At 41.9% G+C, this 24,059-nt stretch carries 27 protein-coding genes; 4 read left to right on the top strand and 23 right to left on the bottom strand.

Features of this window, described 5'->3' with window-relative positions:
- Nucleotides 1-2: 2 nt before the first annotated feature.
- Entirely contained in the window at nucleotides 3-665 is a 663-nt protein-coding gene (locus AC0L13_RS00775; protein WP_473642968.1) for a GntR family transcriptional regulator, read from the bottom strand.
- 128 nt (nucleotides 666-793) lie between these two features.
- Between AC0L13_RS00775 and AC0L13_RS00770 the strand changes: the two genes are divergently transcribed.
- Complete coding sequence (locus tag AC0L13_RS00770; RefSeq protein WP_473642966.1) at nucleotides 794-1,339, top strand: hypothetical protein; 546 nt, start codon at nucleotides 794-796, stop codon at nucleotides 1,337-1,339.
- A 22-nt stretch (nucleotides 1,340-1,361) separates the two neighbouring features.
- Here the strand turns inward: AC0L13_RS00770 and AC0L13_RS00765 are convergent, their stop codons facing one another.
- The 8 genes from AC0L13_RS00765 to AC0L13_RS00730 all read right to left on the bottom strand — a co-directional run bounded on the left by AC0L13_RS00765 (nucleotide 1,362) and on the right by AC0L13_RS00730 (nucleotide 8,641).
- Nucleotides 1,362-2,117 carry a DUF4184 family protein gene (locus AC0L13_RS00765; protein ID WP_473642964.1) on the bottom strand — a complete coding sequence of 252 codons (756 nt, stop codon included), beginning with the start codon at nucleotides 2,115-2,117 and terminating at the stop codon, nucleotides 1,362-1,364.
- A gap of 186 nt (nucleotides 2,118-2,303) precedes the next feature.
- The gene (locus tag AC0L13_RS00760) at nucleotides 2,304-3,377 is read right to left on the bottom strand and encodes an ABC transporter substrate-binding protein (RefSeq protein ID WP_473646795.1); all 1,074 of its coding nucleotides are present in this window, start codon (nucleotides 3,375-3,377) and stop codon (nucleotides 2,304-2,306) included.
- Nucleotides 3,378-3,415: 38 nt separating this feature from the next.
- Nucleotides 3,416-4,204, bottom strand: a complete 789-nt coding sequence (locus AC0L13_RS00755; RefSeq protein WP_473642962.1) for an ABC transporter ATP-binding protein — start codon at nucleotides 4,202-4,204, stop codon at nucleotides 3,416-3,418.
- Nucleotides 4,205-4,208: 4 nt separating this feature from the next.
- Nucleotides 4,209-5,030: an ABC transporter permease gene (locus AC0L13_RS00750; RefSeq protein WP_473642960.1), complete on the bottom strand. Its 822-nt coding sequence runs from the start codon at nucleotides 5,028-5,030 to the stop codon at nucleotides 4,209-4,211.
- 176 nt (nucleotides 5,031-5,206) lie between these two features.
- On the bottom strand, nucleotides 5,207-5,560 hold the full coding sequence (locus AC0L13_RS00745; protein WP_473642958.1) for a rhodanese-like domain-containing protein: 354 nt from the start codon (nucleotides 5,558-5,560) through the stop codon (nucleotides 5,207-5,209).
- 14 nt (nucleotides 5,561-5,574) lie between these two features.
- Nucleotides 5,575-6,969: an MBL fold metallo-hydrolase gene (locus AC0L13_RS00740; protein ID WP_473642956.1), complete on the bottom strand. Its 1,395-nt coding sequence runs from the start codon at nucleotides 6,967-6,969 to the stop codon at nucleotides 5,575-5,577.
- A gap of 187 nt (nucleotides 6,970-7,156) precedes the next feature.
- Nucleotides 7,157-7,357, bottom strand: coding sequence for a hypothetical protein (locus AC0L13_RS00735; RefSeq protein ID WP_473642954.1), 201 nt, complete (start codon nucleotides 7,355-7,357; stop codon nucleotides 7,157-7,159).
- 12 nt (nucleotides 7,358-7,369) lie between these two features.
- Complete coding sequence (locus tag AC0L13_RS00730; RefSeq protein WP_473642952.1) at nucleotides 7,370-8,641, bottom strand: acetyl-CoA hydrolase/transferase family protein; 1,272 nt, start codon at nucleotides 8,639-8,641, stop codon at nucleotides 7,370-7,372.
- Between the two features lie 97 nt (nucleotides 8,642-8,738).
- Here AC0L13_RS00730 and AC0L13_RS00725 point away from each other — a divergent pair, with 97 nt between their 5' ends.
- On the top strand, nucleotides 8,739-9,449 hold the full coding sequence (locus tag AC0L13_RS00725) for a hypothetical protein (protein ID WP_473642950.1): 711 nt from the start codon (nucleotides 8,739-8,741) through the stop codon (nucleotides 9,447-9,449).
- Here the strand turns inward: AC0L13_RS00725 and AC0L13_RS00720 are convergent.
- Nucleotides 9,446-9,724 carry a hypothetical protein gene (locus AC0L13_RS00720; RefSeq protein ID WP_473642948.1) on the bottom strand — a complete coding sequence of 93 codons (279 nt, stop codon included), beginning with the start codon at nucleotides 9,722-9,724 and terminating at the stop codon, nucleotides 9,446-9,448. The genes AC0L13_RS00725 and AC0L13_RS00720 overlap by 4 nt on opposite strands.
- Before the next feature lie 71 nt (nucleotides 9,725-9,795).
- On the opposite strand from AC0L13_RS00720, the gene AC0L13_RS00715 reads away from it, so the two are divergent.
- Nucleotides 9,796-10,113 (top strand): CHY zinc finger protein, encoded by a 318-nt coding sequence (locus tag AC0L13_RS00715; protein ID WP_473642946.1) that lies wholly within the window; start codon nucleotides 9,796-9,798, stop codon nucleotides 10,111-10,113.
- Between the two features lie 194 nt (nucleotides 10,114-10,307).
- On the opposite strand, the gene AC0L13_RS00710 is transcribed toward AC0L13_RS00715, so the two are convergent.
- The 10 genes from AC0L13_RS00710 to AC0L13_RS00665 form a co-directional block, all read right to left on the bottom strand.
- Entirely contained in the window at nucleotides 10,308-11,501 is a 1,194-nt protein-coding gene (locus AC0L13_RS00710; RefSeq protein WP_473642944.1) for a CaiB/BaiF CoA transferase family protein, read from the bottom strand.
- A gap of 4 nt (nucleotides 11,502-11,505) precedes the next feature.
- Nucleotides 11,506-12,441: an HpcH/HpaI aldolase/citrate lyase family protein gene (locus tag AC0L13_RS00705; RefSeq protein WP_473642942.1), complete on the bottom strand. Its 936-nt coding sequence runs from the start codon at nucleotides 12,439-12,441 to the stop codon at nucleotides 11,506-11,508.
- A 36-nt stretch (nucleotides 12,442-12,477) separates the two neighbouring features.
- Complete coding sequence (locus AC0L13_RS00700) at nucleotides 12,478-13,140, bottom strand: FadR/GntR family transcriptional regulator (protein WP_473642940.1); 663 nt, start codon at nucleotides 13,138-13,140, stop codon at nucleotides 12,478-12,480.
- A gap of 20 nt (nucleotides 13,141-13,160) precedes the next feature.
- Nucleotides 13,161-13,445, bottom strand: coding sequence for a hypothetical protein (locus AC0L13_RS00695; protein WP_473642938.1), 285 nt, complete (start codon nucleotides 13,443-13,445; stop codon nucleotides 13,161-13,163).
- 12 nt (nucleotides 13,446-13,457) lie between these two features.
- Nucleotides 13,458-14,810, bottom strand: coding sequence for a TRAP transporter large permease subunit (locus AC0L13_RS00690; RefSeq protein ID WP_473642937.1), 1,353 nt, complete (start codon nucleotides 14,808-14,810; stop codon nucleotides 13,458-13,460).
- 288 nt (nucleotides 14,811-15,098) lie between these two features.
- Entirely contained in the window at nucleotides 15,099-15,458 is a 360-nt protein-coding gene (locus AC0L13_RS00685) for a VOC family protein (RefSeq protein ID WP_473642935.1), read from the bottom strand.
- Nucleotides 15,458-16,492: an S-adenosylmethionine:tRNA ribosyltransferase-isomerase gene (locus AC0L13_RS00680; RefSeq protein ID WP_473642933.1), complete on the bottom strand. Its 1,035-nt coding sequence runs from the start codon at nucleotides 16,490-16,492 to the stop codon at nucleotides 15,458-15,460. The genes AC0L13_RS00685 and AC0L13_RS00680 overlap by 1 nt, the downstream gene beginning before the upstream one ends.
- A complete protein-coding gene (locus AC0L13_RS00675; protein WP_473642930.1) occupies nucleotides 16,492-17,220 on the bottom strand; it encodes an SDR family oxidoreductase in 729 nt (242 codons plus the stop codon). The genes AC0L13_RS00680 and AC0L13_RS00675 overlap by 1 nt, the downstream gene beginning before the upstream one ends.
- A 191-nt stretch (nucleotides 17,221-17,411) precedes the next feature.
- Nucleotides 17,412-18,059 carry a response regulator transcription factor gene (locus AC0L13_RS00670; protein ID WP_473642928.1) on the bottom strand — a complete coding sequence of 216 codons (648 nt, stop codon included), beginning with the start codon at nucleotides 18,057-18,059 and terminating at the stop codon, nucleotides 17,412-17,414.
- 12 nt (nucleotides 18,060-18,071) lie between these two features.
- Entirely contained in the window at nucleotides 18,072-19,187 is a 1,116-nt protein-coding gene (locus tag AC0L13_RS00665; protein ID WP_473642926.1) for a GAF domain-containing sensor histidine kinase, read from the bottom strand.
- A gap of 261 nt (nucleotides 19,188-19,448) precedes the next feature.
- Between AC0L13_RS00665 and AC0L13_RS00660 the strand changes: the two genes are divergently transcribed.
- The gene (locus AC0L13_RS00660; RefSeq protein WP_473642924.1) at nucleotides 19,449-21,095 is read left to right on the top strand and encodes an SLC13 family permease; all 1,647 of its coding nucleotides are present in this window, start codon (nucleotides 19,449-19,451) and stop codon (nucleotides 21,093-21,095) included.
- Between the two features lie 47 nt (nucleotides 21,096-21,142).
- On the opposite strand, the gene AC0L13_RS00655 is transcribed toward AC0L13_RS00660, so the two are convergent.
- The 3 genes from AC0L13_RS00655 to AC0L13_RS00645 all read right to left on the bottom strand — a co-directional run bounded on the left by AC0L13_RS00655 (nucleotide 21,143) and on the right by AC0L13_RS00645 (nucleotide 23,954).
- A complete protein-coding gene (locus tag AC0L13_RS00655; RefSeq protein ID WP_473642922.1) occupies nucleotides 21,143-22,330 on the bottom strand; it encodes an MFS transporter in 1,188 nt (395 codons plus the stop codon).
- Between the two features lie 245 nt (nucleotides 22,331-22,575).
- Nucleotides 22,576-23,652 carry an AI-2E family transporter gene (locus tag AC0L13_RS00650; protein WP_473642919.1) on the bottom strand — a complete coding sequence of 359 codons (1,077 nt, stop codon included), beginning with the start codon at nucleotides 23,650-23,652 and terminating at the stop codon, nucleotides 22,576-22,578.
- 113 nt (nucleotides 23,653-23,765) lie between these two features.
- Nucleotides 23,766-23,954: a hypothetical protein gene (locus AC0L13_RS00645; RefSeq protein WP_473642917.1), complete on the bottom strand. Its 189-nt coding sequence runs from the start codon at nucleotides 23,952-23,954 to the stop codon at nucleotides 23,766-23,768.
- Nucleotides 23,955-24,059: the final 105 nt, after the last annotated feature.

Here is a 24,059-nt window from a genome sequence, read left to right as displayed (position 1 = left end):
ACTTATAGTTTTTCCGTCTTTGTTAAATGCTTTCCGAGCGTGAGCCAGTTCTCTTCAACGAGGCGAGCTGCTATTTCGACTTCCCCCCGTTTACACGCCGCAATTATTTCTTGATGTTGTTGGACAGATTGATGACTATCGATTGATTTGAATTTCATTAACGTTAGTCTGTGAACTTTAGGAAGGATTCTTTCAAGCGCTTTGTCAATCTCTCCGTTGCCTGCAATCTCAAGGAAGATTGCATGGAATTCAGTGTCGGCATTGATGGCTTCGGTACTGTCATTTTGCTCCAAAGCCTTCGCCAGATTTTCATTGCTTGCAGTCAGCCTTTGCAATTCGGGATTTTTCATAAGCGGAACAGCCAATTTTGTCGCAAGGGCGTGAAGAGCCGCCACGACTGTAAATGCATGTCTAGCCTCCTTTTCATTCAATTCCGTAACCCGCGTGGAAGACCCAGGAAAAGCTTCGACTAGCCCCTCATCCTCCAATCGCTTCAACGCTTCGCGTACAGGTGTCCGACTTACTGCAAATTGTTCAGCGAGCTTATTATCATTCAGTCTCTGCCCCGGCTCCAACTCTAAATTAATAATTGCATTTTTAAGAGCGTCGTACACTTGATCTTTTAGAGTCGGCCGACTAATTTGTTGTAAAGTTTTCTTTTCCATACAACCAGTATATCGCATATGAAATAGGTGGACAAACTTACCAGTGAAGCGCATCTTAGATGTCAGAATTTTGTTTCATACATATTGATAGCGGTGTACAATGTAGATAATGGGAGGAGGGATGCTTATTGAAGAGACTCTTACCGATCTTATTTATTTTCCTATTAGGAGCTTGCAATCAATATGCTACTGACATAATTAAAGTCGATTCCGGAACTTCCGGTTCAATCGAAACCGATTCTATAACTATGTCAAAGAGTAAACCTGAGGATTTCAATTTTTCTATCCAATTCGGCCATTGGAGTAGTAATGAAATTAATACATTTGAAGGCACTTTCACGAAAGATTTAATTGAGGCAGGAAACGTAACAACCGATGTAACATTTACTGAAGAGGAAATGGATTTTATTTACGAGAAAATGAAAGAGATTAACATTACGGACGCCAAACAATTAATACCTGAAATCATCGATTGTTCTGTAGAACCATATGAGGAGGATATATGGGAGGTTCTTATCAACGGAGAAACAATAAGACATTCTGTTTCCGGAACCTATTGTAACCCCACGCCAGATGCACAACAGCTTTTAGAGTTACGAGATACTATTTTCAAATTAATTAAAGATAAAGATTCATATAAGGAGCTTCCTAATGCTGAAGGCGGATATGAGTAATTTCTATTCCACAAAAAAACGCTCAGACTTTCGAGCATTTTTTTCGTCTACAAAAATATTCGAAGTACAACGAAACAATTAACAAACTAACTAACACCGAATCTATAACTCGGACAACTATAATACCATACAATTCAATCGAAACTGGATCAATGAAATACCAGGATCCAAACAAAAAAAGAGATAATAAAGTAATAACGGCCCAATACATCGCTTTTTGTATCGTTGTTATTCCCCTACCCTTATTACCATTATACTTTGCCGTTCGATAGCACATATATAGACCAATGACACATATACCGACGAATGTGCTTCCGTGTTGCAGGAATTTGTAAACAGGGATATTCCTATCAAAAACTTGAAAAGTATAAGTAAGCGCTGGTAGTTTATTCACCATAAAACCATTTATATGAGTAAACGAATCCCAGGCTACATGGGTCAACATGCCAAAAAGCGCCGAGTAGAGGAAGACAACAGCTTTTAACGATTTAGATGCATCTCGCTTTTCAAAATGCGTATCTTGCAGAAAAAACGGCAAATGATTAAATAAAGTTCTATGTATATATGCTTGATAAATTAAATAAACAACCGCAACTACTGGAAGATTAAAAGTCACAAACCCGATAAGTGTGTGGCCAATCTCACCAGATGGTTTTCCTCTAAGAAAGTACTCAAAGTCAGGCGACATGCTTCCTAAAACCAATGCTAAGAAATTAACATACTTACTGTTTCTCGAAAAAGGCAAGATTGCCGCTGGATGAGCGAACGTCAAGGGCATATAATCTACTCCCAATTATGCTTGATTAGTATTGTTAGCTGTAAAATCTCATTTTTTTCAGAACCATTTATTTTCCACTACTAATCATACGCCCCACATCACAAAAAGGTTTCCAAGATTTAAGAGTCTTGGAAACCTAACACCAATATTATTTGTCATTTATCCGAACAACTAAATTACCTATTGTCATTTATACGTTCCAATAATCTCCACAGCTTCTTCTGCTAATGAAGTATCTACGGCTTTATTAAAATCAATATCACCCAAGATTGCTCCATTCGCTTTATACGTATCGTATTGCTTCTTGATATCATCTACGAACATTTTTCCATCCGGATCCAGCCCGGTGACATTCACTTTATCCCATAGCTCGGGATCTTTCAAAGCGGTATGCTGCACCATGATGTCAACGATATCGTCTTTGCCTTCCCCTTTGAAGAACGCATCGTTGTAATCCCGAACACCTTTCAAATAAGCAGCCATAAAGCGGAGTGAAACGTCCTCCTCACCCATGAATTTCGGGGAAGCCAAAACCATGGCGATCTGCGATTCAGGAGCATAATCGGTTGCATCTTTGAAACGGACATGGAAACCATTTGCGACTCCTTGTGCAATTAACGGTTCGATGCTAAGTGCCGCGTCAATTGTTCCTGCGTCAATCGCGCCAAGCATCGCACCGAAATCCGCGATATGGACATACTCCACGTCTTCCTCAGTTAATCCCGCATGTTTCAACATTTCCTCGTAAATATATCCATCAATCGAGTTTCTGGAAGACACGGCAATCTTCTTCCCTCGGAAATCAGGATAATCTTTAATTTCATCTACCATATGGTTACCGATGACGAAGGTGAAATACGATTTGCCCGGCATATTATGTCCTTTATCCGCAATGATTCGAACATCGATGCCTTGTGCAATGGCGTTGAAAAATGATGCGGTCGAGACGCCGCCCGCAATATCGACTTCACCCGCTGCAAGTGCAGGCAGCATGTCGTCGCTATTAGCGAAATCAGCAAATTCCACTTCAATATTGTAATCCTCAAAATACCCTTTTTCCTTTGCTATATAGAACCCTGCACCAGAAGCCGCTCCGTCTTCGGCAATCAACACCTTCACCCGCTTATCAAGTGGCGCCAAATCCCCGGATGGCGTCTCAACGACTGTATCGCCAGGTGGTGTTTCCACTTTTGTTTCTGGAGTGGGCTCTTGTTTGGCACATGCTCCGACAAGTAAGAGCATGGCAGCCAAAATCATCATCCAACCATACTTGAACCCTTTCACCTTTTCTCCCCATTTCATCTATTCTCTTTCCTTGACCGTTGCACTTCATCTTGCAAATGCTTCCAAATATCGACAAACTGCTCCGCAAGCTTTGGATCTTTCCGGATATCTTCCATCGTTCTCGGTCGCGGTGTGTCGATTCTAATTTGCTGAATGATTTTTCCAGGCTGCGCACTCATAAGCAAAATCCGATCACTCAGCAACAATGCTTCATCAATGCTATGTGTTATGAAAATCACTGTCTTTCTCGTTTCCGACCATATAGAGAGCAATTCTTCCTGAAGGATGAATTTATTTTGTTCATCCAACGCGGCGAACGGTTCATCCATAAGGAGGATTTCGGGGTCATTCGCGAATGCACGGGCAATGCTCACCCGCTGTTTCATCCCCCCCGATAACTCTTTCGGGTAGAGATGTGCAAACCTGTCAAGCCCCGTCTTTTGTAAGTAATATTCCGTCCTCTCCTCAATGACATCCTTCGGCAATTTTCGCATTTTCAGCCCAAAGGAAACATTATCCTTCACAGTTAGCCAAGGGATGACTCCCCGTTCTTGGAATACCATCGATTGGAGAGGGCGTCCTTCCTGCTCCGAACGGATTTCGAATTCACCGACGCTAGGCTGTTCAAGCCCCGCCAGTATGCGCAATAAGGTCGTCTTGCCACAACCGCTCGGTCCGACAATGCAGACAAATTCCCCTTCTCCGATTGAAAGGGAAATATTGTCGAGCGCCGTCACACTCGATTGTTTTTTGTAAAATGCCTTCGTCAAATTCCTAATTTCGATTTTCGCTTTCTTCCTCACTCAATCACCTCCAAGGTAACAACTTTTTCTGAAGACCACGAAGCATCAAGGAGAAGAGATAGCCAAAAAATGAAATGAGAATGAGTCCGACAAACATTTCCTTTAACAGAAATGCCTTATACGACGTCCAGATCAAATATCCGATCCCCGAAGTCGCCCCCATCATTTCCGCAGCGACAATCGTCAACAAAGCGATCGCCTGCCCCATCTGGATCCCTTCCAGCATGACCGGCAACGCGCCAGGCAATGCGATTTTGAAGAAGAACTGCATCTTACCGGCTCCATAATTATTCGCAACGTCCAAATAAATTCGATCGATATTCAAGACTCCAGCCGCCGTATTAATGACAACCGGGAAAAACACGCTTCCCGCAATCGTGACAACTTTCGACAAATCACCAATTCCAAATAGGATGATGATGATCGGCAACAATGCAAGCGTTGGAATTGGCATAAGCGCCATGACAATCGGCTGAACGAAATGCCGGATCGGCGAATAAAGTCCCATTAGCAAACCGATGATTACGCCCGGTATGACGCCCGCGAGGAATCCTGCAAAAATCCGATATAAGGAAACCCCAATATGATCCACCATTACCCCATTCGCGATCATTTTGAAAAATGTGCCTAAAATGGCGGATGGCGGTGGGAAAAACCGGATATCCATCATCCCTGTCCTCGACATCACTTCCCACAACAGCAAAAGGAAGATTGGCGAAGCGATCGTCAATAGCTGCTTATATCGTTCCTTCGATTGTCTTTGCTTCCATTCCCGCTGCTCGATTTCATACGGATCGCGTCCAATAGTCGCCTTCTCTTTTTTCAACGTTCACCACCTCTTCATAACAATAGTATGTGTACGCCTATAGGTTTGGTTGGGCAGATGAGGAGGATTTTAGCGAATGAACTCGGATCGGCGTATGTAAGCGAGAGTATATAAACACAACAAAAAAGCATCCCGCCGCCATTTCTGACAGCTAGATGCTTTCTTGCTCTATTCAATTAACCGCGCCAGGCGCTCATTCCGCCTCTGACGTTAATAACATTCGTGAAGCCTGATTTTTTCAGCATATTTGCAGCTTGTGAACTGCGCATGCCGCTTTGACAAATGACGACCACTTCTTTATCCTTATCGAGTTTATCCAACTTGGACTTCAACAAGTTCAAAGGGATATTCTTAAATTCATGAATATGGCGCCCTTTATATTCCGCAGGTGTTCGGACATCGATGAATTGCTTTGAGTTATCCTTCAAAATATCTTTCAACTGTTCAGTCGATATTGTTTTGACACCTTTTGACGGCATCATGCGCCATGCGAAAAACGCGACAATTGCTATGATGATGATCCATTCCATGGATACTCTCCCCTTCAGTTTGTGGATTGTGCAGCAGAGTAGGCATTATACCCACCCTCCATATGTTTTACTGTTTCAAAGCCGCGCGCTTTCAAAATACTGGATGCGATTGCTGATCGCGCCCCACTTTGGCAATGAACGAGCACTTTCTTGCTTTCCGGAATGTCGGCATCACGCAATTTTCCGAGGAATAAATGCTCCGCTTCGTTCAAATGACCATTATTCCATTCGCTGTCATTACGCACATCGATGACAAACGCATCTTCGTCTCCCATTTCTTTAAGGAAAGTCGGAACAGGCAACGTTTCATATGTCACGAGGTCCTCGCCCTCAAGCAGAGCTGGATCGGCGAATGCGATGATCGTATCGAGCCCGATGGATTGCAGTGTTTTTTGCACTTCTTCCTGTTCACCACTATCCGCGATGACGACAATCTTTTCATCGTATTTCACCAACCAACCAGCCCAGTTGGTGAATGATTTATTGAACGGAATATTTACGGATCCTTTCAAAAGGCCTTTCTCCGCTACTTTGGCAGGCCGCGTATCCAAGACAAAAACTTGTTCTTCTGCTGCCAGTTTTTCAAGTTCCTCGCTCGTTTTGAGAATCCTTACTTTTTCATCATTCAAAATAAAAGGGCCTTCCTTATTCAGCTTCTTCATTTCCGCAAAATAAACAGGCGCTTCCGGCTGGTCTTTCAAAAGTTCTGCGACGAATTTTTCTTCTTCGTTTATTTGCAGCGCCCAGTTGAATTGCTTTTCGTAGCCTACCGTTGAAATCGGAACCGCTCCAAGTGATTTTCCGCAAGCAGAACCTGCACCGTGTCCAGGCCAAACGACGAGATGATCGGGCAGAGTTATAAAGCGCTGAATGGATCGGTACATATCCCGTGCGCCACTGTCAGCGGTTCCTCCGATGCCTGCCGCTTTTTCAAGCAAGTCCGGTCGACCGACATCACCGACGAAAACGAAGTCTCCCGTGAAGATACCCATCGGACCCGTCGCACCGCCACCCCGGTCCGTCAACAGAAATGATATGCTTTCGGGCGTATGTCCTGGTGTATGCCACACTTCAAAATCAATATTTCCAATCGAGAACTTTGAGCCTTCCTTTACGAGTTCAACATCGATTCCATCAGTAAAGCGATACTTCCAATTTTCATCGCCTTCGTCAGATAAATATAGCTTCACGCCATGTTGAACAGCCAACTGCCGCGCGCCGGAGACATAGTCGGCGTGGATATGCGTATCCGCCGCTGCAGTGACACGCAGACCTTCTTTTTCAGCCGCTTCCAATATATGATCAAAATTGCGGGGTGCATCGATAATGATGGATTCACCCGTTCGTTGACATCCAATTAAATAAGCATTTTGCGCTAACTTCTCATCTGTAAATGATTTGAAGTACATATATACCCCTCCATGTATTTTTATTGTAAACTTAATATACCACCAGGGGTATTAGAAATGCAACAATTTTGTTTATCACCGCTTAGGAGGTGGTTATCACCACTTGGGGGATGATTATTACCACTTAGAATGAGTTTATCACCACTCAGACGGCTTTTATCACCACTTAGAAAGGCTTTATCACCACTTAATCAATAACTTCGGATCGCTGGATATAATTATCAACGACTTGGGGGAGTTTACCTCCGATGCTCGGCTCATTACCACCGATTCGGGCGACTTTACCACCGTTGCTCGACCCGATACCACCGATTCCACCGCCCATTGAAGACAATTCAACAAGAATGTACCCTGTGGGGCACTTCCAAATAAAAAAGAGAAGCCCCATTCGGCTCCTCCCCTACTTGATCAATCCAAATTCTTTCGCTTCTTGCATTAATTCTTCTCTAAACTTCGGATGGGCGATATTAATTAATGCTTCTGCCCGTTCAGACAACGACTTACCATGCAATCTGGCAATCCCGTACTCCGTCACTACATTATCCACATAGTTTTTCGATGTCGTTACTACAGAGCCTGGTGCCAAATTCAGTTTGATTCTCGAAATCGTGTCGTTTTTCGCCGTCGAATGCATGCACACATACCCTTTGCCGTATTTCGACAGACGAACGCCTCTTGCGAAATCGGCCTGGCCGCCACTAGAAGAATAATAACGACCCGCAACGGTTTCGGACGCACATTGTCCATATAAATCGACTTCCGTCGTCGCATTGATCGACACCATATGATCTTCTTTTGCAATTTCGTATGCATCATTGACGACACTTACCGGCAAGAACTCTACTGAAGGGTTATTGTTCAGGAAGTCATATAAACGTTGAGAGCCGAAAGCGAATGTCGCAATGATCTTCCCTTTATGGGACGACTTTTTCATTCCATCCACCGCGCCTGCCTCAACGAGATCGACAATGCCGTCCGTCAGCATTTCCGTATGGATGCCTAAATGCTTACGGTCCTTGAGCATTTTCATGACAGCATTCGGAATCGCCCCAATGCCGATTTGCAGCGTATCTCCATCCTTGATATCTTCTGTAATAAGCTCGGCAATTTTAAGGTCTTTCTCGGTGATTGGGGGTGAAATGCCCTCTATCAAAGGCACATCATTTTCAATGAACCCAGCAATTTGACTAATATGAATTTGATTCGCCCCAAAAGTGCGCGGCATATGCTTATTCACTTCTAAGACAAAAGGAACTTGCCCGATAAATTCGGCTGCATAATCCGCATTCGTGCCAAGCGAAAAATAGCCGTGCTCGTCCATCGGTGAAGCGGTTGCCATCACTATTGGCTTCTTAGTCGTTTTCTGAAGCAATCTATACATTTCCTGAAACACATTTGGAATTAATTCGACATGCCCTTCCCAATATGCTTTCCTCGTTGCTCCGCTAAGGAAGTACGAAATATGTGAAAGATGGCCTTTCATTTTACCGTTTATATAATCTCGTTCACGCAGTGCTAACATTTGATGCACTTTGACGTTGTTCAATTTCTCATAATGCGCCTCAAGTAAATCCAACAAACCGTGGGGCTCGCCATTCGAAAGAGGGATGATGATATCTGTCTCCTTATCAATCAATCCGATAAGTTCCAACGGTTGTAAACGCTTTGTCATATGTCACACTTCCCTGTTGATGTATTGACATCAGTATAGTATAGACGAAGAGTCTGCTCAACTTGTTGAAAAGTGCGAGAATATTTATAATAAAGACATGACAAAATTAACAAACGATCAAATTAGACAATTGAATAGCTATAGTGTTTACGTAACTCACCCGCAACATCTCCTATTCACTTTACACGACTTGTTGGATAATGAAAAAACAGAGGATTGCATTCAAGCTGTACAAACAGTGAGCGGAAGCCCGAATATGACGGTCGCGGCGTCTTTTTTCATGCGGCGTGTTGGAATGTTTATCAATATGCAGTTGTATAACTTGTCTGCCTACGATGAAATTTGGAATGGCGATGCAACGAAGATGAGCTTTGGAGCAATTGAGGAGTATGGAAATCGGACAGTGAGTACTTTTGTCGAAGAAGGCGACTGGCAAGAGGTGGATGAAAACGAACATCGAGACGTTATCCGGAAAATCTTGCTGCAAGCAGACAAAGTCATCCGTCAAATCCGGACAGTCACCTCTGTCTCTCCGTTGACACTTTGGGAGAACATTTTCGGCTTTTTACTGTGGCAATATCACGTCATGCTGAACGACCCAAGCATGAGTGTGGAAGCGCGAAACAATCTGGATATATTAAAAAATGACGAAACATGGAAAGAGATTGCACTTCACTCTTTATTCGCGAAATACCTAAAAGGAAACGAGCCATCCGAACTGCTGAATTCGACAGTCCGGACGACTTGCTGTTTTTCGAAAGATGTACCAGGGTTAATGCAATGCGGATTTTGTCCACTCAAAACCTAACCTGCCCGATACGCCAAATAACTCTGCTTTATGGAATAAATGACGCCAATTGCAGCGCCACTATAAAAGAAGCCCATAAAAATCCCGGCAGGTAAATTGCCGCGATGGCTGATGAATATGGATAGAAGCAATGCGGCTATTGTGGCCACCGTCGATAACCAGCTCGACTTAACACCAAACAGCCATTTTGCGGCCAAAACGATCAATAAAACAACCGGCACCGCCCAAATCGCATCCCACATGTTTGTGTGGATGATTGGATATTCGGTAAACATGAAATCAGTCCTTTTTTTAATAAAGGATTTCCGTAAGCGTCTTATTTATTCATTTTTGAGGAGGGGAATCAATGATACATGTATCGGGTAATGTTATAGATAGCGAGACGCGATGTACACATTATCATTCTGAGCTCGATATTATTGCTATTAAGTTTTATTGCTGTGATACATATTTTCCATGTTTTCAGTGCCACGAAGAGTCTGGGTGTGGAAACCCTAGAGTGTGGCCTAAAGAGAAGTTTGGTGAGCAAGCAATCTTATGTGGTAAATGCAAAAATGAATTGACGGTTAATCAATATAAGGATAGCGGATATATGTGTCCCTCTTGCGGAGCAAAATTCAATCCAGGATGCGGGTTGCATTGGGATTTGTATTTTGAAAAATAATATATATTGAAACCACCAGTAAAAACTGGTGGTTTCAGCCTGTTGACAAACGCTCGCATCCGTTGTTGCTCGTCTCGTAGGGGCGAGTCATGCAACCGTTGCCACAGGACTTGGCGATCTTAGGTTGCCTTCCTTGGCAAGCGTTTTCAATCAGGCTGAGAAAAATTCCAGCCCATTGCTACTTGCCTTAAAAACTATATGATTCCCATTTTCTTAAGTTCTTGTATCTGTTCGTCTGTTAATTGAACTTTTTCCTTTAAAATTTCTTCAGTATGTTCGCCTTTATCCGGTCCCAGATGGCGTACCTCACCTGGCGTTTTTGAAAACTTAGCCACAACATTTGAAACACGCATTTCACCAAAGCTGCTATCCTTCACCTTGATAATGGATTCTCGATATTGATAGTGCTCGTCTTCAAATAATTGAGCAATATTATACATAGGCCCTACAACTGCTCCAGCTTCATTAAAAATATCAACAACTTCCGTATAAGAAAACTGTCCAATCCAATTTCCAATAATCTCATCTAGCTCTGCTACATTTTTTAGGCGCTGTTCATTCGTTGAAAATTTTGGATCTGTAATTAAGTCTTCTCGCCCTATTGCACGGAAGATATTTTCTGTAATTGACTGTGTAGAACCAGACAAGGCAACCCATGTTTTATCTTTTGTTAAGTAGGCATTCCGCGGAGCAGTTTGCAAACTACTATTACCAATTGGTACAGGAATTTTTCCTAATTGGTCATAAGCTGTGATTTGTGGTTCTAACAATCTCATTAATGGCTCATATAAGTTAATATCAATTTGTTGCCCTTCTTCTACACCATTTTTTATTTGGGCATAAAGGGCAATCATAATAGAGAGAGCGCCAAATATGCTTGACACACCATCTGCCAGTGCCATACCTGGCAAAGTTGGTTTTCCACCTTTTTCTCCATTAATAGAAGTGAAACCACTCATAGCCTCCGCGACTGTTCCGAATCCTCCTCGTCTTGCATAAGGTCCTTCTTGGCCAAATCCCGAAGTACGTAATAAAATCAATTTAGGATTTGCCTCCAATAAAGTAGGCCAATCTAATCCCCATCTATCCAATGTTCCAGGCCGAAAATTCTCTACAACAACATCGGCATCTTTCACCAACATTAAGAATATTCGTTTCCCCTCTGATGTTTTTAAATTAAGAGTAATGCCTTTTTTATTTCGGTTAAGGGTTTTCCAAAAAATACCCTCTCCATCCTTTTGAGCACCATACTTTCGTGCATGGTCTCCGTTTTGCGGATGCTCAACTTTGATCACTTCTGCGCCGTAATCTGCTAAAAATGTACTAGCCCATGGTGCAGCTAACATTGTCGATATATCTAAGATCCTTAGTCCTTGTAGCGGCAACATGGTATCAGACCTCCTTTAATTGAGCTTCATATTGCATTCTAGCTTCTTTTTTCATTTCCTCGTATTGCCTATAGATTTCAAATTGTGCGTGTATACGCTTAGCTTTTTCATAATGTGGAATATCAATCATTTTTCCTTTGAAATTAATTGCCGCAAGTCCTTCTCGAACTGCCTTTTCAAAGGTTTCAACCAATTGTTTCGCTTCTGCTACTTCTTCAACATCTGGCATGAAAGCTTCATTAAAGATTTCTACATTTGATGGATGGACGCAGCTATTTCCAGCAAAGCCATGTTCATATGCTAAACGAGCACCATTGGCAATTTCCTCTAAATCCATATAGTTTGCAATACTAGACATTAAACCCATTGGTACTACGCCATAAGCACGCGCTGTAATACATATTTGCATGCGTATATTTTTTAGTGCCTCTGCAGTAGAACTATTTATTTTCATTTGTAAATCCTCTACAAAATCTTCGGCACCTAACGACACTGATTGAATACGATTACTACTTTGTAAAATAGAGGAAAGGTTTATATAGCCCTTTGCTGTTTCTATTAAAACAGCTAATTGGATTGAACTGGCCTTAAGCCCATGCTGAGCTTCAAGATTCGTAAGAAAGGTGTCAATTTCTTTTATCTGATCAGCTGACTCTACTTTAGGTATATAGATTCCCGTCAATCGCGGAGAAATAGATGCTTGAATATCATCCCATAAAAGCTCCTCCGTATTGTTTACACGTACATATACTGCACTTCCTCCCTTTGAGGCAATTTCAACCCCGTTCTTTAAATAGGAACGTGCTTCAATCTTGCGCGTGTACGGTACACTATCCTCTAAGTCCAATACAATAATATCCGCATTGCGTAATGGCGCCTTTTGTACAAATCTTTCATTTAGGACAGGCATTATGAGTCTTGATCGGTGAGGATGCAGCATAGTGGATTTCCCCCTTTATAAAAGTGCTCCTTTTATTTATAAATGGAGTCGTTTTCGCATATTTACAAAGTGACGGCGTACGGCTTGTTCACTTTGTAATACATCTCGCTCTTTAATTGCGTTTAATAATTCTAAATGCTCCTCTACTGCGTGTGCTTGGTGCATTTTATTTGTAAAGTTTTGATCCCGTACTTCTTTAATAAGTTGCATATTTAGTTTAATGAAGTTTTCTAATACATTATTATTGCAAGCTGCAGCGAGAGCTAAGTGAAAGTAGGTGGAAGAACTGAAGTCATCTTCATTTTTTTGACGTCGCAATAAGTCTTCGATTTCTTGGATTTCTTCGTCTGTAATTCGTGCACACACTAATGTACACATACCTACTTCCAACAGCTCCCTCGCCTCTAACAAGTCAATAATCTCAGATTTTTTAAGCTCTACTAAAATGTTCTCTCCAACCGAAATATTTGAATCAATAGGCTTCATTAGAATTCGTCCTGCGCCAGGTCTAGTTTCAATAATCCCCCGTGATTCCAATACTCGAAAAGCATCACGAAGTGTGCCGCGACTGACATTTAATTGCTCTGCTAGATTTCTTTCTGTCGGTAATTTATCACCGATTTTGAAGATACCTTTTTCAATGTTTTCTTGGATATAAGAAATGACTTGTTCGTACAGTCTTTGATGCTGAATTATCATACTTATGTCTCCTTTAACAATTACACGTTAACCTTTGAGTGTCTTGTCTCCAAAATTTGTTCTTCAATTTCTTCCTCGGTTAAAATATTTGAAGTTTTATTTTTCAGTGCAGGAATAATAAAACCGAGCACACCTGCAATCGAACTCAAAATAAACGCGGGCTTAGCTAATAAATCATTCACCTTAATAATTAGTTCTCCTTGTTGGAACAGTAATCCTGCCAGTTGGCTGAAAACTAGAAGTGCACCAAGAGATAGAAAAGCGATCAAGGATACGATAAAAACTTTATCAAGAATTTTAATCATTAGTAGATCCTCCTATACTGGTATTGGTAGAATTCCCATGGCAATAAATACACCAATTAAGAAAACAGGAATTACATAATAGAAAATGAGTGGTGAAAATGTTTTACCTGGTTCAGCTTGCGCAATCCCGGATGCGATAAAAATTGGAGCTGAGGATGGAGGTGAAGATCCTTCTGTTGAAGCAAACACCAAAATCGCTACTACCGCTATTGTAGGATGTACACCCGCTGAAACTAATGCTGTAAATGCTACTAGTCCAATAGCTGTTAACGTTGCAGTACCCGAAAGTGGGCCTGCTACTAATACAATTAATATACCTACAACAACTATGACTAACCACGAAGGCATATTTAATGTTGTTAACAATGACGTCAGATCTTCACTCAAACCTAATTGTTTTAAATTTTCACTTGCCGCAAATGCAAATAACAATAATACACCGATAACAGAAAATTTACTTGTTGCTCCATGCAAGAAGGTATTCCATTCTGAGAATGACTTCGGCAGTTTTTTATAGCCGATAATCATACTAATTGCCGTAATTAAAACAGGTACCCAAACAAGTAAAGAAATACTGTCGATTGCATCTTCTCCAATATTCGGATTTGCCATTAATAGTTCAGATAACGGACCAATCGTAACTGTAAGCGGTATCAAAATCCCAAAGAAAATAAACAAAGATTTCCATCCCATAATAAACGTTTTCTTGAGTGGTGCAATATTGTCACCCTTCAAGGTTTCAATATTGTGTTTCTTGACGAACCAAAAAGTCAATATAACACGGTATAAAACTTGATACATACCGCCGATTAAAAGAGCGAAATATAAATCACCTTCTGAAACAACAGCTGCAATCGGCGCGAAGCCCAATAAAATAAACATTGAACTGCTAGGAGGCAAAGCGATTCCCAATCCAGCATTCCCCGCACAAACAGTTGCCGATAATTCACGTGACCATTTTGATTTAATCATCCAAGGGATTGTCACCGAGCCTGTTGTAGCTGAATTACCAGAGCCAGATCCTGAAATGAGTCCGAAAAGCGCCGAACTAGCTGTATCAACATGTGCTGGACCACCAGGTACTCTACCTAATAGAGAGTTCAATATGTTGATAAGCAATGTAATAATCCCCGTCTTATCAATGACATAGGCCATAAATACAAAAGCCAATGCCGCGAATAAAACTTCATTTGTAGCACCAAATACGATTCCATCCCACATCATACTCAGTGCACTTGTACCGCCAAATAAAGCGGTTACAAAAAAACCTATAATCATCGCTTCCCCAATACTTCGTTTAAGAATAGTTGTCCAGCCAATGATTAGTAAAATAAATACAATCAACGCGATAAAACCAATCCCCATACTATTCACCCCTTTTAAAATGTCCAGCTGGATAACTGGATGAACCAATTATCCACTTCAAGTCGAATATTGTCAATATATTATTTATTTTGTTAGAAGTCAGTTTGTTAATAGGAAATGAATTTTTTCTTGTATTTGTTGATAGCACTACAAAAGCAAATCAACAGCCTCTTCTCAAGTTATTAGATAAGAAGCTGTTGATTTATTATGAACTCTATAAATATGCGTAATTCAGGAAAACACAAATCTCTATGTGCATATTGCAATATTTTATGAATACATATCCAGCTAGTTACCACACACCTCAACCAGCTCGATCACCTCACCATCGAGCCCCTCATAAAAAACAACTATCCAGCCGTTTTTTAACTTGCACGGCCCTTCTGAGGGAAATAATCCTTTTTCTCTCAAACCCTTCATCCAACTTTCAATGTCATCGACTTTCCACGCCAAATGCACTGAATTGGATAAGGCTGAGATATCCTTTGATTCGATCAATTCGATTTTCACATCATCGTTTGTTAGAAAAACAACTTCCTCACTATTCAACGTAAAGCGCTGCTCGATTTTCAATTCAAACATATTTTCATAAAACTGAATGGAATCTTCCAAACTTCCTACTTCAATCCCGACGTGATGCCACCTCATCACTTCTCTCCCATCGGCAGGATCAAATTCATGTCACCAAACTCATGCCAAAGATATCCGGCTGTTAATACTTCCTCATAAGCTTTCATAAGAATTTCTTCATCAATAAACGCACTAAGCAGATCCAGATGGCTTGCCTCCGGTTCATGGAAACCTGTTAACAGCCCATCCACTACGCGTAAGGGGTATCCTTTTTGAATATAAAGACGTGTTGCCCCTTCCTGCGCTTCAACAAATCCATCGCTAGTAACCGCAGTTTCCAGTGCCCGAACTACCGTTGTTCCGACTGCGATGACACGTCCGTTATTTCTTTTCGTTTTGTTTACTAATTCTGCGGTCTCTTCCGGGATGCAAAAAGCTTCAACATGGTTAGTTGGATTCGGCCAGCGATCATTCCCGTAATAACTTAATCCAGCGTGCAGCTGCAAATAAGCAATTCCGACTCCCTTTTGCTTTAATGTATGTAGCAACTTATAGGAAATGGCTCTTCCTGCTGATGCCATTTCCACGGAACCCGGCACGGAAGCATACACAGTCTGGTACATCTCTAACGGCCATGGGGTTTTAATGTATTCATAGTGCAGCGGCTCCCCGTATCGATAAATCGCATCATATAAATCCAAACCACTCTTTGAAAAAGAAAGAATAACTAAAGGAGACTCATTTCCTTTCCCTATAACAGAAGCTGTTAATTCTCCGGGTAAGTATATCTTGTCCCCTACCGTACATACATCTCCTATAATGAGTGCTTCCCATTCTTGGTCGGTTACTTTATGGGATAGTCGAATTTCAATCGGCAGCTCTCCCTTTCTTCCTTTCAACACTGCCGGAAGGGTACGACTATTATTTAACACAAGCAAGTCTCCCCCACACAAAATGGATTCCAGTTCGGAAAAATGATGATGAAAACTTTCCCCTGTCATTCTATCGAGCGCCAATAAACGAACATCGTCCCGCCTAATTCCTCTATATTCTGCAGGGGTATTCGCATTTAAATATGCAGGCACTTGGAAGGGACGAGTATCTGTCATCATCAAATGTCCCTCTTTTCATTTAAAATGGATTGGGCTTCAAATCTCATTCCATTCACTTCTATGGATTCATTCGTCGCAATTGAAACAAATACGTTCGCCACATCATTCGGGTCCCCTAATTCATAATCACAAGCTGGGACGGCTATCTCGTGCATCTCCGTATCCATTTCCCCCGGGTCAACCATGCACACACTAACCCCTGTCTCACTCAGTTCATCGGCCCAAGTTTGTGTTAATCCCTCTACTGCGAACTTGGAAATACCGTAAGCACCCCATTCTGCAAATCCTGTTTTTCCCGCTTCCGACGTTATATTAAGGATTCTTCCTTTATTTCTAGTTAACATGCCCGGTAAAACTCGTTTTGTCACTAGGAATGGATTCATCGTATTCACCCGAAGCACTTCCTCAAAGTGATGGTCAGGATAATCCACTAACAGTGTAGGTCCTGGTCCAAATACAGAAGCATTATTAATCAATACATCAACCCTTCCATACGCTTCTTGCGCAATCGATACGAAACGTTCGACATCCTTCGTATTAGAAACATCAGCATTGACTGCGACGACTTCCGCTCCAAGATCCCGTGCTTCCAACTCCACCTTACGCAGAAGCTCATCCCCTCTGGCACAAATGGCAAGTCGTACTCCTCGTTTTGCAAATGCCAACGTCAATGCTCTGCCAAGACCTTTAGATGCACCAGTAATCATAACGACCATTTTTTCATCCATGTAATCTCCCGCTTTCTTTATTGTTGTTACATTTATTGTAGAGAGAAAGGGCATTAGAAACATCGGAAGGATGAATGAAAACTTCTACGAAAAAAAGAGGAAAGATGTATACAACTTTTGAATGAACTAACACGTTTCTTCCAAAAGCAAAAGAGCTTTCGATTGATACCCTACCGAAAGCTCTTTCCTATTTACTCCCCACTTGGTTCAGTTAAACCATATTTCACTGCATAAAGTACAGCTTGTGTTCGATCCTGCACTAACAGCTTCGGAAAAATATTGGAGATATGCGTTTTCACCGTTTTTTCCGATACGAATAATGACGATGCAATTTCCCGATTACTTTTACCTTTCGTTAGCTCTGCTAGCACATCCTGTTCGCGCGGAGTCAATGGGCTTACAATATGCGGCGGTACTTCCTTCTGTGTCCTTATCTTCATAAGATGCGTTGTTGCATGTGGATGAATTGTGTTTTCTCCGCGCATAATTTGTCGAATGCAAGTGACGAGCTCGTCTGGCTCTATGTCCTTCAACTGATATCCTGCAGCTCCTGCTTCGATAGCTGGGATGACATGATCCCGATCGGAAAAGCTTGTTAATATGAGTACTTCAACTTGCGGAAAACTATCTTTTATATGCTTTGTTGCCTGAATTCCATCCATTACAGGCATCATTAAATCCATGAGTACAATATCAGGTTGAAGTTCTGCAGTTAATTCAATTGCTTCTTTTCCGTTTTTCGCTTCTCCAATCACTTGTATGTCTTTCTGTGTTTTTAAGAAAAAAAGGAGTCCTCTTCGAACGACGTGATGATCATCTGCGATTAGTACCTTTATCATTCCGTTCACCTCTCAATATGGTATCCGGACTAATATTTCTGTCCCTCTACCAATTTCACTATCCCATTCAATCGAACCTCCTGCATTCTTTGCACGATCTTTCATGCTTAGTAGACCCATTGAAGAAAGCTGAATTCCATGGTTGATTAAAAATCCATGACCATCGTCTTTTATGACGAGCAATACGTCGGTTTTGGTTATATTCAAAAATATTTCCGCGACAGTGACACCAGCATGCTTTCGAATATTATTCAACGCTTCCTGCGAAATACGAAATAACGCCTCTTCTACACGTGACGGTACATTAATGATGCCGGATACAGTAGAATGAACGGATAAACCTAACATTTCCCCATATCCTTTTATTGCTTCAAGCAACCCGCTTTCAAGCCCACTTGGACGAAGCTGCCATATTAATGCCCTCATTTCGTTTAGTGCTTCTTGCGATAAGTTCTGTATTTCTTTGAAAGTCTCTTTTATTTCAGCTTGGGCAGTCATTTCTGCTCCGCCTCTCGCCGTCAATGTCACGGAAAATAAAAGCTGGTTGACTGAATCATGCAGGTCCTTCGCTAAACGATTCCGCTCTTGTAATAGCGCCATTTCCTGCTCTTGTTTTGTTAAGAGAATCCGTTTAATCGCTGAACCTAATTGGAATGCAAGTGATTCGAGCAACGCGAGCTCTCCCTTTGAATATATGATCGTATTCGGCGAAGCAACATTCACCAGTCCGAAACGTTCTTGACCAGATTGGAGGGGAACCGTTGCATGATGTGTGATTCCTCCATTGTCACCGATCTTTGCAGCAAGTACATTTTCGATACGTTGGCACTCAATAATATTCGATGCTTTCTCCAACCTACCTTCACGATATTTGGATACACACCAACAGCCTCCATTTTTCAATTGGCTGCATCCATTTTGCGCCAGTGCTTCAGGTAGGTTTTCACTGACAATTAGCTGTTGCTTACCGTTGTCAGAAATGAAAAATATCCAACCTGTTTCAAAGTTCGTTCCTTCCAAGAACTTTCGAAGAGCGCCGGATAGCATCGCTTCTATTTCCGTCTCTTCATTTATAAACTCCGCAATTTCCTTTAACAATCGGACATTCGAAAATTCTGTTGGATGCATAACAGCGCCTCCATCCTCTTATATAATTCATATGATATCACTCCATGAATCTGCCCGCCCCATACTTTTGACTGAATATACAGCACAGAAAGGCAGTCTATGAAATTTGGTTCGGTAGAATTTACTACTTTTCTTATTTTCCTTCATGCATTGGCAAGTGATTGACCGTTTCCATTTAATAGTCTTGTTCCGTAAGTAATTGAATAGTATACTCGTAATGCATTAAAAATTTTAATAATTACATAAAGGAGGAATTCGACAATGTTTTCATCGACATGGAACCGATTATGGTACATGCACGATCAGGTGAAGGACCTATTCCGTTTCTTTTTCAATCCGAATACAGCTGAAATGGCATCCGGCGGCGGAGGCGGACAGAAAGTCGGAGTTGAAAATGCAGGCGGAGGGCGGGATCCGCGGAGTTATTCACCTGCACAATTGATCGGATTGGTGTTAGGACCGCTATTATTCTTTCTAACTTTATTATTTTTCAAGCCTGAAGGACTTTCTTCTGAAGGTGTCGCTATTTTGGCAAGTACTGTGTGGATTGCAACGTGGTGGATTACGGAAGCGATTCCGATTCCGGTCACTTCTTTATTACCATTAGTGCTGTTTCCTTTGTCGGGCGGGATGGAAGTAAAATCGACTGCTTCCGCTTACGGGGATGAAACAATCTTTTTATTCATGGGAGGCTTTATGATTGCTCTCGCCATGGAAAAATGGAATTTGCACCGTCGGATTGCATTGACGATTATTTCTGCCATCGGAACAAATATGAACCGTATCATTTTAGGTTTCATGGTAGCAACCGGATTCCTCTCCATGTGGATTTCCAATACGGCGACAGCAATGATGATGGTGCCGATCGGACTTGCAATCATCTATCAAATTTCTGACGCACTGAAGGATAACCCTTCCATCGACACATCGAAAGAGAACTTCGGTTTCGGGAAAGCACTCATGTTGGGAATTGCCTACTCTGCTTCTTTGGGTGGAATCGCGACATTGATTGGAACACCGCCAAATACATTGCTAGCAGGTGCGATCAATAAAATGTATGGCATCGAGCTGTCCTTTGCAAAATGGATGCTGTTCGGTGTACCACTTGCTTGGAGTTTCATTTTGATCACTTGGTTCTACCTTGTAAAAATTGCTTATCCATCAAAGATTAAAACATTGCCAGGTGGACGCGCCATCATTGATAGTGAGAAACAGAAATTGGGTAAAGCTTCTACGGAAGAAAAACTAGTTCTAACTATTTTTATATTAGCTGCTTTCTCTTGGATCACTCGGACTTTCCTGCTTTCCAAATTCATTGACGGGCTGAGTGATGGGGTCATCGCGATGGTGTTTGCGATTATTCTTTTCATCATCCCATCGATCAATAAGAAAGGCGATCATCTATTGGATTGGAATACAGCTGTCAAATTGCCATGGGGGATTCTCTTGCTTTTCGGAGGGGGTCTTGCAATCGCTGCAGGATTTGTCAGCTCTGAACTATCCGTTTGGATTGGATCACAATTGTCAGGATTGAACGGTGTGCATGTACTTGTCGTCATTATTGTCGTTACGGCACTTGTCATTTTCTTGACGGAAATTACATCCAACACTGCAACTGCTTCCATGATGTATCCGATCATGGCTTCCCTTGCCGTCGCATTAGGGTTCCATCCGTATGCATTAATGATTGCTGCAGGCGTGGCCGCTTCTTGCGCCTTCATGCTGCCGGTTGCAACTCCACCGAACGCCGTCGTATTCGGATCCGGCTATTTACGGATTCCCGACATGGCGAAAGCTGGGTTTGCACTCAATATCATCGGAGTCGTTTTAGTGACCTTATCCATTTACTTCTTGCTGCCTCTTTTCTGGGGAATCGATCTGACAACGATACCAGAAACATTCAAATAAGAAAAAACAGGGCTCGCCATATTGTCTGGCTGCCCTGTTTTTATTCTCTACGCCTTTTTCATTCGCCTTAAACGGATCATTCCTACATAAACTATCGGCAATATTGCCGTAAATGCAATGAGTCCGACCCATCCTAATGACTCATATAGCGGGCTGAGCAACGTACTGCCCATTGCTACGCCGATATAATAGGAAACTAAGTAAAGGCTTGCCGCACTGCCTTTATGATGAGTCGCTTCCTTGCTGACAGATGCTGCAGTCAAAGAATGGGCCGTGAAAAATCCTAAACAGACGATACATAGACCGATAATAATGACGATAAGAGATGAAAATGCTGTCATTCCAATGCCCAAAACGAGTAAAACGATTCCTGCGAGTCTGACATTGCGAAGACCGAACTTACCTGATAGCCAACCTGCGAGCGGAGCACCAACAACCCCGAACCCATACGCCAAATATAAGTACGAAATGGTTTCAAGGGATAATGAATATGGTGGATTGATCAAATGGAACGGTAAATACGTCCACACTCCTGTAAATGAAAATTGAAGGATGATACCTAAGCCGAAGACGACGAGTAAAGTAGGGTTTTTCAGATGAAATACAATCCCCTCGATATCTTTTACGAAGGTCGTATCAGTCGGCACAAAATTCCTTGATTTCGGCAAAGCTAATAAGAGGACGATAAACAGTGCCGTTCCGAAAATTGAAAGTATGTATAAAGACATTTGCCACGAATCCTGTTCAGCAATGAACCCTGTCATGAATCGACCGACCATGCCTCCCAAACTGTTAAAAGATATGTAGAGTGCGGTTGCGATATTCGTAAAATTCTTATGTACTTCCTCGCTAATATACGCGAGCGCTGCAGCAGGTACGCCGGCGAGCGCAAAGCCTTGTACGAAACGCAGAATAACGATAAGAAGGAAGGATTCCGTATTCGCGATAATGAGAAACGGAATGACCGATCCAATCAGGGATAGGTATACGTATACCTTCCGCCCGTTTCGATCCGAGAAGAATCCTAGAACAATGAGCCCTGCAATAAGGCCGATCGTCGTCATCGACATTGCCATACTTGCATACGAAACCGAAATGCCGAATTCTGTTGTGAATAAAGGAAGGAGCGGCTGCATTGAATACATCGATGCAAAGATGAAAACCGAGGCAATCCCTAATCCGAGCACGATTTTCCAAAATTGAAGATCCCTTATTGTGTAGCCATCATGTTGCATCATCCCACATCCAGTCGTCAGCCTATTTGCTCTTATTATACCATTTGAAATCTTTTATGCTTAAGGCTGTGGAAATACTAGAGTTTCTGGAGTTTCCTTATAATTGAAAGTAAGGCGTTGTCCTGGCACGCCATGACCGCCTGATGCATTACAACAACCGCCTGATAGTCCGCTCCAAACGCCCAATAAAGCGCCATGAAAAAGCAGATAAAGGAATTCCTTCATCTGCTTTAAAATATATATCTCTACACATTTTTCGTAGCAGCATCTTTAATACTCCTTCGCTGCTCATAAATATTCCGCACGATCACTTTCAAGACCGCATACACAGGAACCCCAACGATGATGCCCACGAAGCCGGCGATGTTGCCCGCTGCCAAGATGATAGTAATGACGGTGAGCGGGTGAATGTCGAGCGATTTGCCCATGACGTTCGGTGTGATGAGGTTGCTGTCAATTTGCTGAGCGACGAGCGTGACGATCGCAACTCCGATGACAAGTTTAGGCTCTTGTATATAGGCGATGATGAGTGCTGGTGTGACGGCAATCCATGGTCCAATAAAAGGCACCAAGTTCATGAAAAGTGCAAAGATCGCAAGTAACAATGAATATTGCAATCCAAGAATCATATACCCGACAAAAATGAGAGTTGCCAAGATGGCGCTGATCAGGAACTGCCCTTGGATGTAAGAACGCAACACATGGTCAATGTCACCAAGTGTCTTTTTCACCCAGTCTCTGCGTTCGCCGCTGAACAGGTTATAGATGATCGGCGCGAATTTCTCATGGTCCTTCAGCATGAAAATGAAGAAGAACGGCACCAATATAAGCAGGAATACAGCTTGGAAAAAAGATTGCAAAAACTGGACGACCCATTTTCCAAAATTCACTGCAATTGTTTGAAGCGAATTTGCGGCACTGTCAAGCGATTTTTGCAGACTTTCCGGCAAGTCTTCTTTTTGAGGCAATATATCTTTCATATTCTCAAATTCCTTAGCCAACGTCGGCGCATTTTCAACGAGAGTATTTACCTGTTTCGACACATGTGGTCCGATGATGGAGATGAAAATCCCAAGAATAACAGCAATTCCTACCAAAATGAGCAAAATGCTTCCCCATCGCGGTACTTTCCGATCTTCAAGGAAACGCTGAATCGGTTCAGTCATGTAATAAAGCACACCGCCAAGCAGCAACGGTAAAATAATCGCTTTAATAATAATGACGACCGGCGCAAATATAAAGCTGATTTCCATGAAGTATTTAATGATTAAAATGGATAATAGGATTCCTACGCCAACTTGGAACCATAACTTCTTTGTCAATTTCCCACGTCCTTTACCGTTCAGTTACTAGTAGTTTAAGTATACGGTTAATTACGTTCGGTGTCGAAAAGAAGTTTCATTTATAAACGATCATTTTGTTATGGGTAAATATACTACTCATTACTTGCCTCTCTCTTTGATAATCCGATGCAGCTAATAAATACGATTACAAATAAAATTATTTTTCTCGTCTCCAATAAACTCGGCATTTCTTTCGTGAACGCATATTGGACGAGACTATGCATTCCTACGACAAGTAGAGCCATTAAAAAACTACCAATCACGATGTTGACGTTTCTCATAACTATTCCTCCTCGTTTGTCTTTCTCTTACGATACCAATGTTCATGGAGTTTATTTTGATTGAACTTGCGGTGTGGACATCAAGAAATCGCAATTTTTATCAAA

It is taken from the genome of Sporosarcina sp. QA0331, from assembly GCF_055808055.1.
This window is presented reverse-complemented; position numbering and strand designations above follow the sequence as displayed.